The sequence below is a fragment of the Micromonospora sp. NPDC005257 genome, assembly GCF_042872445.1.
Lineage (GTDB): Bacteria > Actinomycetota > Actinomycetes > Mycobacteriales > Micromonosporaceae > Micromonospora.
The window spans coordinates 270,072-284,946 of record NZ_JBIAKL010000009.1 but is presented as its reverse complement, the minus strand read 5'-3'; the positions used below and the strand labels follow the sequence as shown (position 1 = coordinate 284,946).

At 73.9% G+C, this 14,875-nt stretch carries 14 protein-coding genes; 6 read left to right on the top strand and 8 right to left on the bottom strand.

The features are described from left to right. The gene (locus ACFYO8_RS20745) at positions 1 to 627 is read right to left on the bottom strand and encodes a DUF47 domain-containing protein (protein ID WP_030504473.1); all 627 of its coding nucleotides are present in this window, start codon (positions 625 to 627) and stop codon (positions 1 to 3) included. A gap of 150 nt (positions 628 to 777) precedes the next feature. Beyond that, positions 778 to 1,728, bottom strand: coding sequence for a PPK2 family polyphosphate kinase (locus ACFYO8_RS20740; RefSeq protein ID WP_354868603.1), 951 nt, complete (start codon positions 1,726 to 1,728; stop codon positions 778 to 780). A gap of 167 nt (positions 1,729 to 1,895) precedes the next feature. Between ACFYO8_RS20740 and sigJ the strand changes: the two genes are divergently transcribed. Next, positions 1,896 to 2,849, top strand: coding sequence for an RNA polymerase sigma factor SigJ (gene sigJ / locus ACFYO8_RS20735; protein WP_354868605.1), 954 nt, complete (start codon positions 1,896 to 1,898; stop codon positions 2,847 to 2,849). Between the two features lie 6 nt (positions 2,850 to 2,855). Here sigJ and ACFYO8_RS20730 read toward each other — a convergent pair whose 3' ends face one another. Next, positions 2,856 to 3,362 (bottom strand): DUF402 domain-containing protein, encoded by a 507-nt coding sequence (locus tag ACFYO8_RS20730; RefSeq protein WP_354868608.1) that lies wholly within the window; start codon positions 3,360 to 3,362, stop codon positions 2,856 to 2,858. Positions 3,363 to 3,486: 124 nt separating this feature from the next. On the opposite strand from ACFYO8_RS20730, the gene ACFYO8_RS20725 reads away from it, so the two are divergent. Next, complete coding sequence (locus ACFYO8_RS20725) at positions 3,487 to 5,631, top strand: ATP-dependent DNA helicase (RefSeq protein WP_354868610.1); 2,145 nt, start codon at positions 3,487 to 3,489, stop codon at positions 5,629 to 5,631. A 52-nt stretch (positions 5,632 to 5,683) separates the two neighbouring features. On the opposite strand, the gene ACFYO8_RS20720 is transcribed toward ACFYO8_RS20725, so the two are convergent. Then, positions 5,684 to 6,970: an AI-2E family transporter gene (locus ACFYO8_RS20720; RefSeq protein ID WP_354869160.1), complete on the bottom strand. Its 1,287-nt coding sequence runs from the start codon at positions 6,968 to 6,970 to the stop codon at positions 5,684 to 5,686. A gap of 162 nt (positions 6,971 to 7,132) precedes the next feature. Between ACFYO8_RS20720 and ACFYO8_RS20715 the strand changes: the two genes are divergently transcribed. Both ACFYO8_RS20715 and ACFYO8_RS20710 read left to right on the top strand, forming a co-directional pair. Continuing rightward, positions 7,133 to 7,480, top strand: a complete 348-nt coding sequence (locus ACFYO8_RS20715) for a co-chaperone GroES (protein WP_354868613.1) — start codon at positions 7,133 to 7,135, stop codon at positions 7,478 to 7,480. 90 nt (positions 7,481 to 7,570) lie between these two features. Then, positions 7,571 to 7,738, top strand: a complete 168-nt coding sequence (locus ACFYO8_RS20710; RefSeq protein ID WP_167796936.1) for a hypothetical protein — start codon at positions 7,571 to 7,573, stop codon at positions 7,736 to 7,738. 21 nt (positions 7,739 to 7,759) lie between these two features. On the opposite strand, the gene ACFYO8_RS20705 is transcribed toward ACFYO8_RS20710, so the two are convergent. Both ACFYO8_RS20705 and ACFYO8_RS20700 read right to left on the bottom strand, forming a co-directional pair. Continuing rightward, positions 7,760 to 9,310, bottom strand: a complete 1,551-nt coding sequence (locus ACFYO8_RS20705) for a PrsW family intramembrane metalloprotease (RefSeq protein ID WP_354868616.1) — start codon at positions 9,308 to 9,310, stop codon at positions 7,760 to 7,762. 65 nt (positions 9,311 to 9,375) lie between these two features. Beyond that, positions 9,376 to 10,614 (bottom strand): FUSC family protein, encoded by a 1,239-nt coding sequence (locus ACFYO8_RS20700; protein ID WP_354868619.1) that lies wholly within the window; start codon positions 10,612 to 10,614, stop codon positions 9,376 to 9,378. Between the two features lie 68 nt (positions 10,615 to 10,682). On the opposite strand from ACFYO8_RS20700, the gene ACFYO8_RS20695 reads away from it, so the two are divergent. After that, positions 10,683 to 11,318, top strand: a complete 636-nt coding sequence (locus tag ACFYO8_RS20695; protein WP_354868622.1) for a metal-dependent phosphohydrolase — start codon at positions 10,683 to 10,685, stop codon at positions 11,316 to 11,318. On the opposite strand, the gene ACFYO8_RS20690 is transcribed toward ACFYO8_RS20695, so the two are convergent. Then, positions 11,244 to 11,576, bottom strand: coding sequence for a DUF4031 domain-containing protein (locus ACFYO8_RS20690; protein WP_354868625.1), 333 nt, complete (start codon positions 11,574 to 11,576; stop codon positions 11,244 to 11,246). The two genes, ACFYO8_RS20695 and ACFYO8_RS20690, sit on opposite strands and share 75 nt — an antisense overlap. A gap of 33 nt (positions 11,577 to 11,609) precedes the next feature. Here ACFYO8_RS20690 and ACFYO8_RS20685 point away from each other — a divergent pair, with 33 nt between their 5' ends. Then, entirely contained in the window at positions 11,610 to 13,010 is a 1,401-nt protein-coding gene (locus ACFYO8_RS20685) for an FAD-linked oxidase C-terminal domain-containing protein (protein WP_355094163.1), read from the top strand. Positions 13,011 to 13,021: 11 nt separating this feature from the next. Here ACFYO8_RS20685 and ACFYO8_RS20680 read toward each other — a convergent pair whose 3' ends face one another. Continuing rightward, positions 13,022 to 14,839, bottom strand: coding sequence for a glycerol-3-phosphate dehydrogenase/oxidase (locus tag ACFYO8_RS20680; RefSeq protein WP_355094177.1), 1,818 nt, complete (start codon positions 14,837 to 14,839; stop codon positions 13,022 to 13,024). Positions 14,840 to 14,875: the final 36 nt, after the last annotated feature.

Sequence of the window (14,875 nt, the reverse complement as noted above, 5' to 3'; positions counted from 1 at the left end):
TCAGGACTCCTTGACCGCGATGGTCTCGACGGTGTTGGCCACGTGCTCGAAGGCGTCGCAGGCGGCCTCCAGCTCGTCGGCCACCTCCTTCATCTTCAGCACCGTGAGCGCGTCGTACTCACCGGAGAAGAGGCGGACCAGCAGCATCCGGTACGCCTGGTCGCCGTCGTTCTCGAGCCGGTTGCACTCGATCCAGTAGTCCTCGAGATCCTTCATCGACTTCAGCCGGGGCATCGCCTCGGCGGTGAGCTTGGCCTGCAGGTCGAGCACGTTCACCAGCTCGTGCAGCTCGCGCGGAAGCGACGGGAGCTTGGTCAGGCCGTACAGGTAGAGCAGGTTGCCGACCGCCTCCAGGTGGTCCATCACGTCGTCGAGCAGCGAGCCGAGCCGGTAGATGTCCTCCCGGTCGAACGGCGTGATGAAGGTGGAGTTGATCTTCTTGTACAGCTCGTGGGTGATCTGGTCGCTGTCGTGCTCGATGTCGGTCAGCCGCTCGCTGATCGACTGCACGTCGGCGCCGGGCAGGCCCAGCTCGTTGAGCAGGTCGGTCCCCTTCACCAGGTTCTGTGCGGCCCTGGTGAAGAGCTCGTAGAAAGCGCCCTCGGTGGGACGGAAGGAAAACTTCACAGCACGGACCTCGTCGTGTCGGTGGAAGGGTGGCCGTCGCCCTCCGGGGCGTCTGCATTGCGCATGCTAGGGACCGCGTCGAACCGAGTCTCGATCGGCCCACCCCCGGTCAGACCCGATTCACCGGTCGTTCACCTTCCGTTCACCTGATCACCCGCCGAGCTGGTTCCGTAGCCGGTCACGCTCCCGTTCGACGTCGAAATCGGCAGGCGGATACCCCAGATCCAACCCTTCGAACGTCTCCCGCAACAGGTGGGCGACCGCCCAGTCGCGGTACCACTTGCGGTCCGCCGGCACCACGAACCACGGCGCGGCCTCCGTGCCGCAACGCTCCATGGCCTCGGCGTACGCGGCCTGGTATTCGCCCCAGAGGGCCCGGGTGTCCAGGTCGCTCGCGTTGTACTTCCAGAACTTCGTCGGGTCGGTCAGCCGCTCCATCAGCCGCTCGCCCTGCTCGGCGTACGAGATGTGCAGCATGACCTTCACCACTGTGACCGCCTGCTCGGTCAGTTCCCGCTCGAAATCGTTGATGATCTCGTACCGGGATCGCCAGGTCGCCTCGTCGACCAGACCCTCGACCCGCGCGATGAGCACGTCCTCGTAGTGCGAGCGGTTGAACACCCCCACGTATCCGGGCGGCGGCAGCGCCCGGCGGACCCGCCACAGGAAGTCGTGCCGCAACTCCTCCTCGGTCGGCGGCCCGAACGAGCGGATGTGCAGCCCCAGCGGGTTCATCGCGCCCGCCACCCGCTTGACGGTGCCGTCCTTGCCGCCGCAGTCCATGGCCTGGAGCACCAGCAGCACCCGGCGCGGCCGGTTCCCCTCCAGTCCCGCGTCCGCCTGAGCCGGCGCGCTGGTGGCGCTCCCCGGCCCGGCGGCGCCCTGCGCCGAGGCGTAGAGCATCTCCTGCTGCCGCCCCAGTTCCGCGCCGACCAGTTCGACCTGAGCCCTCGCCCACTCCTTGCGCGCGGCCCCGCGACCGGCCGCCGCCGGCAACCCCGGCGTCGACCGGGGGTCGATCGCCGCCAGGTTCACCGGCCCCGGTGCCACCCGCAGCAACTCCCGCATGCGCCCGCCCTCGGGCCCCACCACCTCACTCATCCCCCGATCCTCGCCCCCTCGGCCCGTTCCCGCCCGCCCGCGCCCGTCGATCTTGCGGTTGCGGACCCTGTCGCGCCCGGAAAGTAACTTTTGTCGGGGCAGCAAATGCAAGATCGACGAGCGTGGGCGGGGCACCGTCGCGGGCGGAAGGGCGGGAGAATGGGCGGGTGGACGCACGTACGGGGGAGTTCGAGGCGGAACGAGGGCGTCTCCTGGCAATCGCGCAGCGGATGCTCGGCAGCCGCAGCGAGGCCGAGGACGCGGTGCAGGAGACCTGGCTGCGCTTCTCCGGGGCGTTGAGCGACCCGGAGCAACGCGCCCGCGTACGCGATCTGCGGGGCTGGCTCGTCACCACCTGCTCCCGGATCTGCCTGGACGTGCTGCGCTCCGCCCGGGTGCGCCGGGAGGCGTACCCCGGTCAGTGGCTCCCCGAGCCGGTGGTGACCGCGGCCCCCGCGGCGGACGGGTTCGCGCCCGACCCCGCCGAGCGGGCGGTGCGGGCCGACCAGCTCGGCACCGCCCTGCTGGTGGTGCTGGAACGGCTGACGCCGGAGCAGCGGGTGGCGTTCGTGCTGCACGACGTGTTCACGGTGCCGTTCGCCGACGTGGCGGACGTGCTCGCGGTGACCCCGGAGGCGGCGCGCCAGCTCGCGTCCCGGGCCCGCCGGGCGGTGCAGGGGCCGGACGCGCCCCGGCACACCGCCGACCTGGCCGAACAGCGGCGGGTGCTCAACGCGTTCGTCGCGGCGGTGGAGTCGGGCGAGCTGGAGCAGTTGGTGCGGGTGCTCGCCCCGGACGCGGTGGCGATCGGCGACTCCGGCGGCCACTTCCCGGCGGCCCGCCGGCCGGTGGTCGGCGCGGAGGCGGCCGGACGCCTGATCCTCGGCCTGGTCACCCAGGCCCGAACGCGGGGCGCGTTGCGGATCCGGCCAGTGGTGGTCGACGGCACGCTGGGCTGGCAGTCGGAGGTCCCCTACCGGGACGGACGGACCATCCGGACGGTCACTTCGTTCGCCGTCCACGAGGGGCGGATCACCGGTGTTTTCAACCAGCTCAACCCGGACAAGGTCGGCGAGCTGCCGCCGCTGGGGCCGGACGCCGTCTGGCCGCCGCGCTGGTGAGCCGGCTCAGACCACCAGAGCCAGCCACTTCCGGTACGACGCGGCGAACGGCTCGGTCCCGTCGCCGAGCGCGCCGAGCAGCCAGCGGGCCGCGGCTTCGGCCTCGGTCACCACGTCGTCCGGGTAGCCCCAGCGGGCCCGGTGCTCGGCGAACTCGTCCTCGTCGCGCAACTCGACCCGGCCGGTCTCGCGGCGGCGCACGACGTCCAGGTCGAGGTCGATCAGGTGGACCGTGTCCTCGCCCTCCCAGCGGGCCGGGGTGGCGATGTCGCAGTAGACCTCGCTGGTGCGCGGCGGCGGGTTGAACATGCCCGTCCACCAGCCGTGATGTGGCACCAGCAGGACGAACGGGATCTGCTCGACCGAGGGGCGGCCGTGGTAGACGGACTCGGTGCCGGCGGGCACGCCGAGCCAGACGCCGAGGTCGTCCTCGGCGAGCCGGCGGGCCGGGTAGTCGCGGTGCGCGCTGCCGTCGTACTTGCGGTAGATCACGCGGACCACGTCGCTCGGCATGCCTGGCACCCTAACCGATTCCGGCCACGCCACGCGATCGGGAAGTAACCGGACGCCACCCACCGTCCCGCCACGCCGCCGGAGCGGCCGGACCCCGGTCGGTGCCGGCGGGTACGGTCGCACGGTGACCCCGTCCCGCACCGCCACCGGCCCGGCCGTCCCGAGGAAGCGCCGGAGCAACCGACCCGGTGCCGGGGAGCTGCTGACCGCCGCGGTGGGCGCGGTTCCGGGCGGCGCGGCCCGGCCGGGCCAGGAGCAGATGGCCGAGGCGATCGAGCGCAGCATCACCTCCGGTGAGCACCTGCTGGTGCAGGCCGGCACCGGCACCGGCAAGTCCCTGGCCTACCTCGCTCCGGCGCTGACCGTGGACGGGCCGGTGGTGGTCTCCACCGCCACGCTGGCGTTGCAGTCCCAGCTCGTCGAGCACGACCTCCCGAGGCTGGCCGACGCGGTCGAGCCGGTGCTGGGCCGCCGTCCCACCTTCGCCGTGCTGAAGGGCCGCCACCACTACCTGTGCCTGGCCCGGCTGGACAGCTCGGTCGAGGACGAGCCGGACGACGCGCTGTTCGACGCGCCACGTCCCGGCAACGGCGGCACCAAGTGGCTCGGCGAGGCGGGCCGGCTGGGCAAGCAGGTGCAGCGGCTGCGCGACTGGGCCGAGGAGACGGCCACCGGTGACCGGGACGAGCTGGACCCGGGCGTGGACGACCAGGTGTGGCGCAGCGTCTCCATGCCGGCCCGGGAGTGCGTCGGGGCGAGCCGCTGCCCGTTCGGGCAGGAGTGCTTCGCCGAGGCGTCCCGCGCCCGGGCCCGGGAGGCCGACATCGTGGTCACCAACCACAGCCTCCTCGCCGTCGACATGCTCGCCGGGCGGCACATCGTGCCGCCGCACAAGCTGCTGGTGGTGGACGAGGCGCACGAGCTGGCCGACCGGGTCTCGTCGGCCGCACAGGCCGAGCTGGTGCCGGAGCTGATCGACAGGTCCACCCGGCGGGCCCGGCCGCTGCTGCGCCCCGACGTGGCCGAGCGGCTCACCGAGGCCGGTGACGCGCTCGCCGTGGGGCTGGCCGAGGCGCCGGCCGGGCGCCTCACCGCCGGTCTGCCGCCCGCGCTGCGCGAGGCGTGCACGCTGCTTGACTCGGCGACCCGGGCCGCGCTGGAAGCGATCGGCGACGTGAAGGCCGACGACCCCGATCCGGTACGCAAGCAGCAGGCCAAAGCGGTGCTGGACGAGCTGTCCACCACCGCCCAGCGGCTGCTGGAGGAGGCCGACCACGACGTCGCCTGGGTCGAGAAGCCGGACAACGGCAGCCGCCGGGCGCTCGTGGTGGCGCCGCTGTCGGTGGCGGGCACGCTCGCCACCCACCTGTACGACGAGCGCACTGTGGTCGCCACCTCGGCGACGCTGGCGCTGGGCGGGCGCTTCGACACGGTGGCCCGGGCGCTGGGGCTGGACGCGCCACCGCCCGCACCGCCGTCCCCGGCCGCCGCCGCGATCGCCACCGCTGCCGCCGCCGGCCGCGCCTCAGGCACGCCGCCGGTGGCCGCCACCGAGGGCAGCCGGGCATCGATCGGCACCGTACCGGCGACCGAGGGGCCGGGCTGGAGCTCGCTGGACGTCGGCTCGCCGTTCGACTACGCCCGGCAGGGCATCCTGTACGTGGCAGCGCACCTGCCCCGGCCCAGCGTCTCCGGGCTGCCCGGACCGGCAGGTGAGGAGCTGCTGGCGCTGGTCGAGGCGCTCGGTGGTCGTACCCTCGGGCTCTTCTCGTCGCGACGGGCCGCGCAGCAGGCGGCGGAGCTGGTCCGCGCGCGGACCGACCTGCCGGTGCTGCTCCAGGGCGAGGAGGCACTGCCGCTGCTGGTGCGCCGGTTCCGCGAGGTGCGGGAGAGCTGCCTGTTCGGGGTGATGTCGCTCTGGCAGGGGGTGGACGTGCCGGGCGACGCGTGTCAGCTCGTGGTGATCGACAGGTTGCCGTTCCCCCGCCCGGACGAGCCGCTGGCGGCGGCGCGGGCGGCGGCGGTGGACGCCGGTGGCGGCTCCGGTTTCGCGGCGGTGAGCGTGCCGATCGCGGCGGTCCGGCTGGCCCAGGGTGTCGGCCGGCTGATCCGGGCCACCGGCGACCGGGGCGTGGTGGCGGTGCTCGACTCGCGGCTGGAGACGGCCCGCGGGTATGGCCCGTTCCTGCGCCGCTCCCTGCCGCCGTTCTGGTACACCACCCGGCCGGAGGTGGCCCGGGGCGCGCTGGAACGGCTCGCCAAGAGCTGACGCCCGCGCCTCCCCGGGCGGGGTGACGCGGGCGTCGGCGAGTAGTGCCTGGTCAGGGCGCCTGGGAGGCGACCACCACCGCGTCCGGCGGGGTGTCCGGCACGGTACGCGCGGCGAGCCGCCGCACCGCGGTGTTCATCACGGCGATCAGCGGCACCGCGACCAGCGCGCCGGCGATGCCGGCGAGCACCACGCCGGCGGCGATACCGATGATCACGGCGAGCGGGTGGATGGCCACCGCCCGGCCCATGATCAACGGCTGGAGCACGTGGCCCTCGACCTGCTGCACGCCGACCACCGCGCCGAGGATGATCAGCGCGGTCACCGGGCCGCTGTCGACGAGCGCCACCAGCACCGCCACCACGCCGGACAGGAACGCTCCGACGATCGGGATGAACGCGCCCAGGAAGACCAGCGCGGCCAGCGGGAACGCGAACGGGATGTCGAACAGCACCAGGAAGATGCCGATGCCGACGGCGTCGATGAAGGCGACGAGAACGGTGGCTCGCACGTACGCGCCGAGTGTCGCCCAGGACGCGCGACCGGCGTCGTCGACCTTCCAGCGGGCGGCCACCGGCAGCAGCCGGACCAGGAACCGCCAGATGTTGTTGCCGTCGCGCAGGAAGAAGAACGTGGCGAACAGGACCAGGACGGCGCCGGTGAGCACCTCGGCGAGCGTGGCGGCGGTGCTGAGCGCACCGCTGGTGAACCGCTCGGTGTTGCCGTTGATCCAGTTCTGCGCCTCGTTGATGTAGCGGTCGAGCTGGCTGTCGGACAGGTGCAGCGGCCCGGTCTTGAACCAGTCCTGGATCTGCCGGACGCCCTCGGAGGACTTCTGGCTCAGCTCCGGCACGCCCTTGATGAACTCGTTGACCACGAGCGTGAGCGTGCCGACCACCCCGGCCAGGCCGCCGACCAGCACCACGGCGGTCGCCAGCGAGCGGGGCAGCCGGGCCCTGAGCAGCCAGCCGACCGCCGGTGCGAGCAGGGCGGAGAGCAGCAGCGCGACGGTCAGCGGGATGATCACGATGCTGATCGTGCCGATTATCCTGATCAGGGCCCAGGTGACGATGCCGATCACGATCAGCCGCCAGCACCACGCGGCGGAGATGCGCAGCGCGTGCGGCACCTCGATGTCGTCCCGGCTGACCGTCGAGGAGTGCATCGCCGCCGGCGGCTCGACGCCCACCACGGTCGCCTCCGGCGAGGCGGCCGGCCCCGGCGAGGCGGGCGAGGCCACGCCCCCGTCCACCGGCTCCGCGGCGGCTGCTCGCCGGGTCCGGGCCGCCTCCCGGCCCGACTCGTACGCACGGCGGAGCCGTCCGCGCATCCGCTCCATGCGGCTCAAGCGCACCTCCGGCAAAATCAGGCCCACCGGGTCGCAGGGGGCACAGGACACGTCCGTACGCCCACCCTAGGGCGACTCGGCCACACATTGCCCGCCCGGCACTCTCACCAACCACGCCGGAATCGACGGACGGCCACGCGGTAGCGTCTTCGCGTGACCGCCGACCAGAGTCTCGACGCCGGGCTGCCCATCCGCCTGCTGCACGACCGCGTGCTGGTGCGTACCGAGGGCGCTGAGGGAGAACGCCGCTCCACCGCGGGCATCGTGATCCCCGCGACGGCCGCCGTGGGCAAGCGGCTGGCCTGGGCCACAGCGGTCGGCGTCGGGCCGAACGTCCGCGCGATCGTGTCCGGCGACCGGGTGCTGTTCGACCCGGACGACCGCTCCGAGGTCGAGTTGCACGGGCGGGCGTACGTGCTGCTGCGCGAGCGGGACGTGCACGCCGTGGCGGCCGAGCGGGTGGAGAGCGCCGCCGCCGGTTCCACCGGTCTCTACCTGTAGCCCTTCCTCCCTCCGACGGCGCCTCCCGCCGTTTGCGGCGCTGCCCGGCGGGAAGCCCAGGCACCTCAGCGCGCCCTGGGGAGGGACACCATGCCGGTAGTGATCAAGAAGATCCTCGCCTGGGGATTCCTCGCGTTCCTGATCTACTTCATGGCGTTCCGGCCGGACGGGGCGGCGCAGGTGTTCAAGGGCATCGGGGCCGCGCTGATGGCCATCGCCCAGGGGCTCGGCGACTTCCTGACCGGCCTGATGAGCTGACCGGCCCCTCGGCGACCGTCGTCAGCGTCCCCAGGGCGAGCCCGGACCGTGGCCCGCGCCCGGCCAGCCGCCCTGGCCGTGGCCGCTCGGGCCGTAACCGCCACCCGGGCCGTAACCGCCACCCGGGCCGGGCCAGCCGGTCGGGCCGTAGCCGCCCGGCGGGAAGGCGGGCGGCGGGGCCAGCACCACCGGGATCGGCACCACCGGGTCGTCCGGCGCCTCGACCGGACGCTGCGAACCGTCCGGGAACCGCAGGTGATAGCGCTGACCGTCCCACACCCCGACCGGCGCCTGCGGGTCACGACCGACGAAGAACGACCGGTACGCGGTGATCGCGTCCAGCAGCTCCCGTTCCTCCCGTGCCGTCCGCTCCCGCTCGGCGGGCTTGCGGTCGAGTCCTCGGCGCATCCCGTCGCGCAGCAGCGCCAGCCGGGTCGCGGCGAACTGGTAACCGCGCATCGCGCGTACCCCGCCGTCACCGGCGACCCGCCGCGCCCAGGTACGCGCCGCGTGCCGCCGGCCCAGGCTGCCCAGCGCCGCCACCTCGGGCGGGGTGAGCCAGCCCGCGCGTACGTAGTCCGGCAGGGTGCGTTCGGTGAGCCGCCCCTCCCAGGCACGCAGCCAGACCGCCAGCCCGACCATCGCGAAGAAGATCGGCACCATCACGCCGATGTAGCCGTAGAGCACGATCACGGTCTCCCCGGTGGCCTGGGCCAGCGAGGGCAGCAGGTTCCAGGTGCCGTGCAGGATCATCGCCAGCAGCAGCCCGGCGAGCGGCGCGAGCACCCGTACCCGCCGGTCGGCGGTACGCGCGGCGACGCCCAGCCCGACACCGGTCATCGACGTGAACAGCGGGTGGGCGAAGCCGAACAGCAGGATCCGGACGATGAAGATCGCGATGACCTGCTGCGTGCCGGTGGCCGGTCCGTACTGCTCCACGCCGGTGCGGTAGCCGTACCCGCCCAGGTAGAGGATGTTCTCCACCATGGCGAAGCCGACCGCGGAGAGCCCGCAGTAGACCAGGCCGTCGGTGATCCCGGAGAACTCCCGGCGCCGGAAGATCAGCACCAGGAGCGGGCCGGCCGCTTTGGTCAGCTCCTCGATGAACGGCGCGACCAGCACCGCGGTCAGCGCGGCGGGCAGCCCCCAGTCGTCGAACAGCCCCGCGGCCGCCGTGTTCACCAGCAGCGAGATCGCGGTGGAGACGAAGGCGCCCCAGGCGAAACAGAAGATCAGGTACTTCAGCGGCTCCGGCTCGTACCGGTCGAGCCAGAGGAAGCAGGAGACCAGCACCGGCACCGGCAGGATCGCCGCGATCACGCCCACCAGCAGCGCCTCGGCACCCAGGCTCTCGCCGAGGGTGAACACCATGAACAACGCGCCGGCCGCGATCAGCAGCACCACACCGGCCAGCGCGAGGAAGCGCCGCCAGCCCAGCCGGCGCAGCGGCATCCGGGGCGTCGGCGCCCCCGGCGGCGGGGCGGCGGGAGCGGACGGCGGCAGGGCTCCGCCGGATGGGGTGTCGGCCATGCGGTCAGCGTAGTCACCCGCGACCCACTGGTCCGGGCTCATCGCGACGGCTGCGCTCCGGACAGGTCACGAGCGCCGGCGTCGAGCCCCGGTCCGCGGCGATGGGGTCAGCCGACTGGAGGGGCTGTGGGTGGGTGGGCGGCGGGTTCGGCCTGTCGGTTCTCGCCGAACGACTGCCGGACCAGCCGGTTCGCCTCCTCCTGCTCGATACCGGACGCCACCAGCAGGTCGCTCGCGGTAGTGCGCACCTGGGCGATCACCACGCTGCCGGAGAAGCCCACCCCGTCGGCGTACGCCCGGCCGGCCTCGCTCACCGCGCGCAGCGACCGTTCCCGCGCGTGTTCCGGCTCCTGCCCGGCGGCGAACTCCTGCCGGAGCAGGCGTACCGACTCGGCCAGGTGGCCGATCGCGTCCGGCATCGGCCCGGGGACCGGTTCGGCGTCCTCGATCATCGTGACCGCGCGGCGGATCAGCGTGCCGCTGTTGCGCATGGCCCGGTCGATCGGGTCGGCCGCCTCGGCGTAGTGGGTCAGCTCGCCGCGCCGGTGCCACCGGGCCGGTGAGAGCGTGCTCGTCTCCTTGGCGCCCTCGATCGCCTCGGCGAGCGCGGCCAGTTCCCCCTTGTTCTCGCGCAGCCGGAACAGGGCCCGCTGTGCCGCGTCCCGATCCCGGTTGCGCAGCGCCTCGGCGCCCGCGTCGAGCTGGTCGGCGAGCAGGTCCAGCGCCGGCCGGGCGGCCCGGTTGATCACCCGCAGCGGGTTGAGCGGCAACAGGACGGCGGTGACCAGCAGCGCGATGCCGCCGCCGAGGAACGCGTCGACGAAGCGGGGGAACTCAAGGTCTTCCATGGACGGGCTGAGCGTCACGATCAGCACCGCGGTCGCCGCGGCCTGGATCACGATGGACACGCTCGCGCCGGCGAAGATGCTCAGCAGGATCGCCGAGGTCACCACGAGCGCGAGCTGCCACGCCCCGGTGCCGACGAAGTAGATCAGCACGTCCCCGACGAGCACGCCGACGGCCACGCCGACGATCAGCTCGACCGTACGCCGGAACCGCTGGCCCACCGAGGCGGCGAGCGTGCCCACCGCCGAGATCGGCGCGAAAACCGGCTGCGGGTTCTTCAGCAGCCGGTGCGCGACCAGGTACGCCAGGCCGGCGGCGAGCCCGGCCTGCACCGCCAGGCCGAACGTGGTGCGGACCCGGTGCAGCCGGTCGTGCAGGGTGGCCTTGCCCCGGCGCCGCAGCTCCTCCACGGCGGAGGCGATCCGCTGCCCGTCGCGGTCGGCCGACTCTGCACGCAGGTTGCCGCGACGAAGGAACGGCAGACGTCGGTCCCGGGGCATGGCGGGTACTACCCGCGACGAACCCGCTGAATCCCCGGTCCGCCGCCCGGTGCGGCAGACTGCACCCGATGGACGACCTGACGGCGCGGTGGCGGGACACGGCACGGGCGGCGGGCGCGACCCGTCCGGCGGCGGTCGACCGGGCCGGCGTCCGGCTGCTGGCGGCCTGGCGGGAGCCGCACCGGCGCTACCACGACGAGGCGCACCTGCGCGCGGTGCTCGACGTGGTCGACGCGTACGCCGGTCGGGCCCGCGACCCCGACCTGGTCCGCCTGGCGGCGTGGTGTCACGACGCGGTCTACGACCCGCGCGCGGCGGGCGACGCCAACGAGCGGGCCAGCGCCGACCTGGCCGCCGAGCTGCTCGCCGCCGCCGGCCTCCCGGCCGCGACGGTGACCGGGGTTCGCCGCCTGGTGCTGCTCACCGCCGGTCACGTGGTCGGGCCGGACGACCCGGACGGCGCGCTGCTCTGCGACGCGGACCTGGCGGTGCTCGCCGCCCCGGCGGAGCGCTACGACAGGTACGCCGCCGCGATCCGCGCGGAGTACGCACACGTGCCCGAGCCGGACTTCCGCGCCGGCCGGGCCGCCGTGCTGCGGCACCTGCTCGCCCTGCCGGCGCTCTACCGGCTACCCGAGCCGCACGCCCGTTGGGAGGTCCGGGCCCGGGCCAACCTGTCCCGGGAGCTGGCCGCGCTCACCTGAGACGCGGTGCTTCGGGCGGCGCAGGCCGGCGTCCCGCAGCAGCCGGACGATCTCCCGTGACGGCACGACCGTGGCGCCCAGCCAGACCGCCGCCCGGAACCGCTCGGCGGGCAGGTCGTAGTGGTCGCGGTCGAAGCCGCGCCGGGGCGCGCCGAGCAGCTCGGCGAACGCGTGCAGCTCGGCGTACGAGACGTCGCTGATCAGGTGCGACCAGAGCCGGCCACGCCAGGGCACGGTGGGCGGGTCCAGGTAGAGCACGGCAACAGACGGTACGCCGGTAGCCTTCCCGGCATGGCCGCCCATCCCCTCCTCGACGACCTGCGGGCCGCGCTCGGCGACGCCGCCGTGCTGACCGATCCGGATCTGCTGGCCGGGCACGAGCGCGACGAGGCCGACCTGTGCGACTCGGGTACCCCGCTGGCGGTGGTGCGTCCCCGCAGCACGGACGAGGTGGTGGCGGTGGTCCGGGCGGCCGGCCGGCACGGCGTGCCGGTGGTGCCGCAGGGTGCGCGGACCGGACTCGCCGGCGCGGCCAACGCGATGGCCGGTGCGCTGGTGGTGAGCACCACGGCGATGGACGAGGTCCGGGAGATCGATCCGGTCGGCCGGATCGCCGTGGCGCAGCCGGGCGTGGTGAACGCGGCGCTGGCCCGCGCGGTACGGGAGCACGGCCTCTGGTATCCGCCGGATCCCGGCTCGTGGGAGTCGTCCACCATCGGTGGCAACGTGGCCACCAACGCCGGCGGCATGTGCTGCGTGAAGTACGGCGTGACCAGCGAGTACGTGCTGGGCCTGGAGGTGGTGCTCGCCTCCGGCGAGGTGCTGCGCACCGGGCGGCGTACCGCGAAGGGCGTCGCCGGGTACGACCTGACCCGCCTGTTCGTCGGCTCGGAGGGCACGCTCGGTGTGATCACCGAGGTGACTGTGGCGTTGCGTCCCGCCCCGGAGGAGTCGCTGACGCTGGTCGCGGTCTTCCCCACGGTGGCGACGGCCGGTGGCGCGGTCGCCGGGATCGCCGAGCGAGGGCTCACCCCGAGCCTGCTGGAACTGCTGGACCGCACCCACCTGCTGGCGATCGAGGCGTACCGGCCGATGGGTCTGCGCACGGACGCCGAGGCGCTGCTGCTCGCGGCGGTGGACACCGGCCCTCGGGCGGCCGACGACCTGGCCCGGCTGGCCGAGGTGTGCACCGCCGCGGGCGCCGACGAGGTCTACGCGGCCACCGACGCGACCGAGGCCGCCGCTCTGCTCCAGGCTCGGCGGCTGGCCCACCCGGCGATGGAGCGGTTCGCGGCGCAGACGTTTCCGGGTGGCAACGGCGGCCTGGTCATCGATGACGTGGCGGTGCCGCGCGGCCGGCTCGCGGAGCTACTCGACGGGGTGGCCCGGATCGCCGAGGCGTGTCAGGTGCCGATCGGTGTGGTCGGCCACGCGGGCGACGGCAACATGCACCCGAACATCGTGGTCGACCGGGCGGATCCGGCGAGCCTGGCCCGCGGGCGGCGGGCCTTCGACGAGATCATGCGGCTGGGGCTGGAGCTGGGCGGCACCTGCACCGGGGAACACGGCGTCGGGCTGCTCAAGCGGGACTGGCTGGCCCAGGAGATCGGCCCGGTGGGCGTACGCGTGCACCAGGCGATCAAGGCGGCGTTGGACCCGGCCGGGCTGTTCAACCCCGGCAAGATGTTCTAGTCGGGGATCCCCTACCTGGGGGAGGCCGGAAGTTCGACGCCCGTGCCGTCGGTGCCCCGGTCGGCCGCGAACCCGCGTACGTCGGGGGCGCCGAGGCGAGCCGCGTCGGCAGCGATGTCGTCCGGCATGAGCTGCGACTCCCGCTCGGCCAGCACCCGCGCCCGGTAGTGGGCGACCTCCCGGTCCCGGGTCGCCGCGTCCCAGCCGAGCACCGCGCCCATCAGCTCCGCGGCGTGCTCCGCCGACTCCAGGCCGCGGTGGCTGGTCTCGATCGAGATCCGGGTACGCCGGGTCAGCACGTCCTCCAGGTGCAGCGCGCCCTCGGCGCGAGCGGCGTACGTCACCTCGGCGGCCAGGTATTCGGGTGCGCCGGCCAGCGGCGAACCGAGCAGCGGATCGGCGTCGACCAGGGCGAGCAGGTCGAGGGTGAGCGTGCCGTAGCGCTCCAGCAGGTGCTCGACCACCCCGACCGCCACCCCGTGCCGGCGGGCCAGGTCGGCCCGGTCCCGCCACATGGCCGCGTACCCGTCGGCGCCGAGCAGCGGCAGGTCGGCGGTACGCGAGGGGCGGGCCCGGCCGAGCCGGTGCATCGCCCGGTCGACCACGTCGGAGGCCATCACCCGGTAGGTGGTGTACTTGCCGCCCGCTACCAGCAGCAGGCCGAGCATCGGCTCCACCACCGCGTGCTCACGTGACAGCTTGGAGGTGGAGTCCGCCTCGCCGGCGAGCAGCGGGCGCAGCCCGGCGTAGACACCCTCGATGTCGGCGGTGGTGAGCGGCCGGTCCAGCACGGTGTTGACCTGCGACAGCAGGTAGTCGATGTCGCTCGCGGTGGCGGCCGGGTGGGACCTGTCGAGTTGCCAGTCCGTGTCGGTGGTGCCGATGATCCAGTGCCCGCCCCACGGGATCACGAACAGCACGCTCTTCGTGGTACGCAGGATCAGGCCGGTCTCGCCGACGATCGCCGAGCGGGGCACCACCAGGTGCACCCCCTTGGAGGCGCGGACCCGCAGCTTCGGGCGCAGCCCGACGTCGTTGAGCATCCGCGACATGTCGTCGCTCCACACGCCGGTGGCGGCGATCACGGTGCGGGCGCGTACCTCGAACTCGGCGTCCGGCGAGCCGCCGGGCGCCTCCAGGTCGCGGACCCGCACGCCGGTGACCTCCCGGGCCTGGCGGATCAGGCCGACCGCGCGGGCGCTCGTCACCACCGTCGCGCCGAGGCTCGCCGCGGTGCGCGCCAGCGTCACCACCAGGCGGGCGTCGTCGACCTGACCGTCGTAGTAGCGGATCGCGCCGGCCAGCTTGTCCGGGCGCAGGCTGGGGAAGATCCGGCGGGCGCCCTCACGGGTCAGGTGCCGGTGCAGCGGCATCCCCCGCCCGCCGCCGAACACCCCGGCGAACGCGTCGTACGCGGCCACGCCGAGCCCGTAGTACGAGCGGCGGAAGAACCGCCGGGGCAGGTCGGCCGCGCCGCCCTCGGCGGGGAGTGGCACCAGGATCGGCACCGGCCGGACCAGGTGCGGGGCGAGCCGGGTGGCGAGCAGGCCGCGCTCGGTCAGCGCCTCGTGGACCAGGTGGAACTCCAGCTGCTCCAGATAGCGCAGGCCGCCGTGGATCAGCTTGCTGGACCGGCTGGACGTGCCGGCCGCGTAGTCGCGCGCCTCCACGAGGGCGACCTTCAGCCCTCGGGACGCGGCGTCGAGCGCGGCGCCCGCTCCGGTCACGCCACCACCGATGACCAGCACGTCGAACCGCTCGGCCCGGAGCCGGCGCAGGTCGTCGGCGCGGCGCTCGGCGGACAGCCGGCCGGCCGTGGATCGGGACACACTCGGATCACGCACCAGTCAACGGTAACCGTCTCG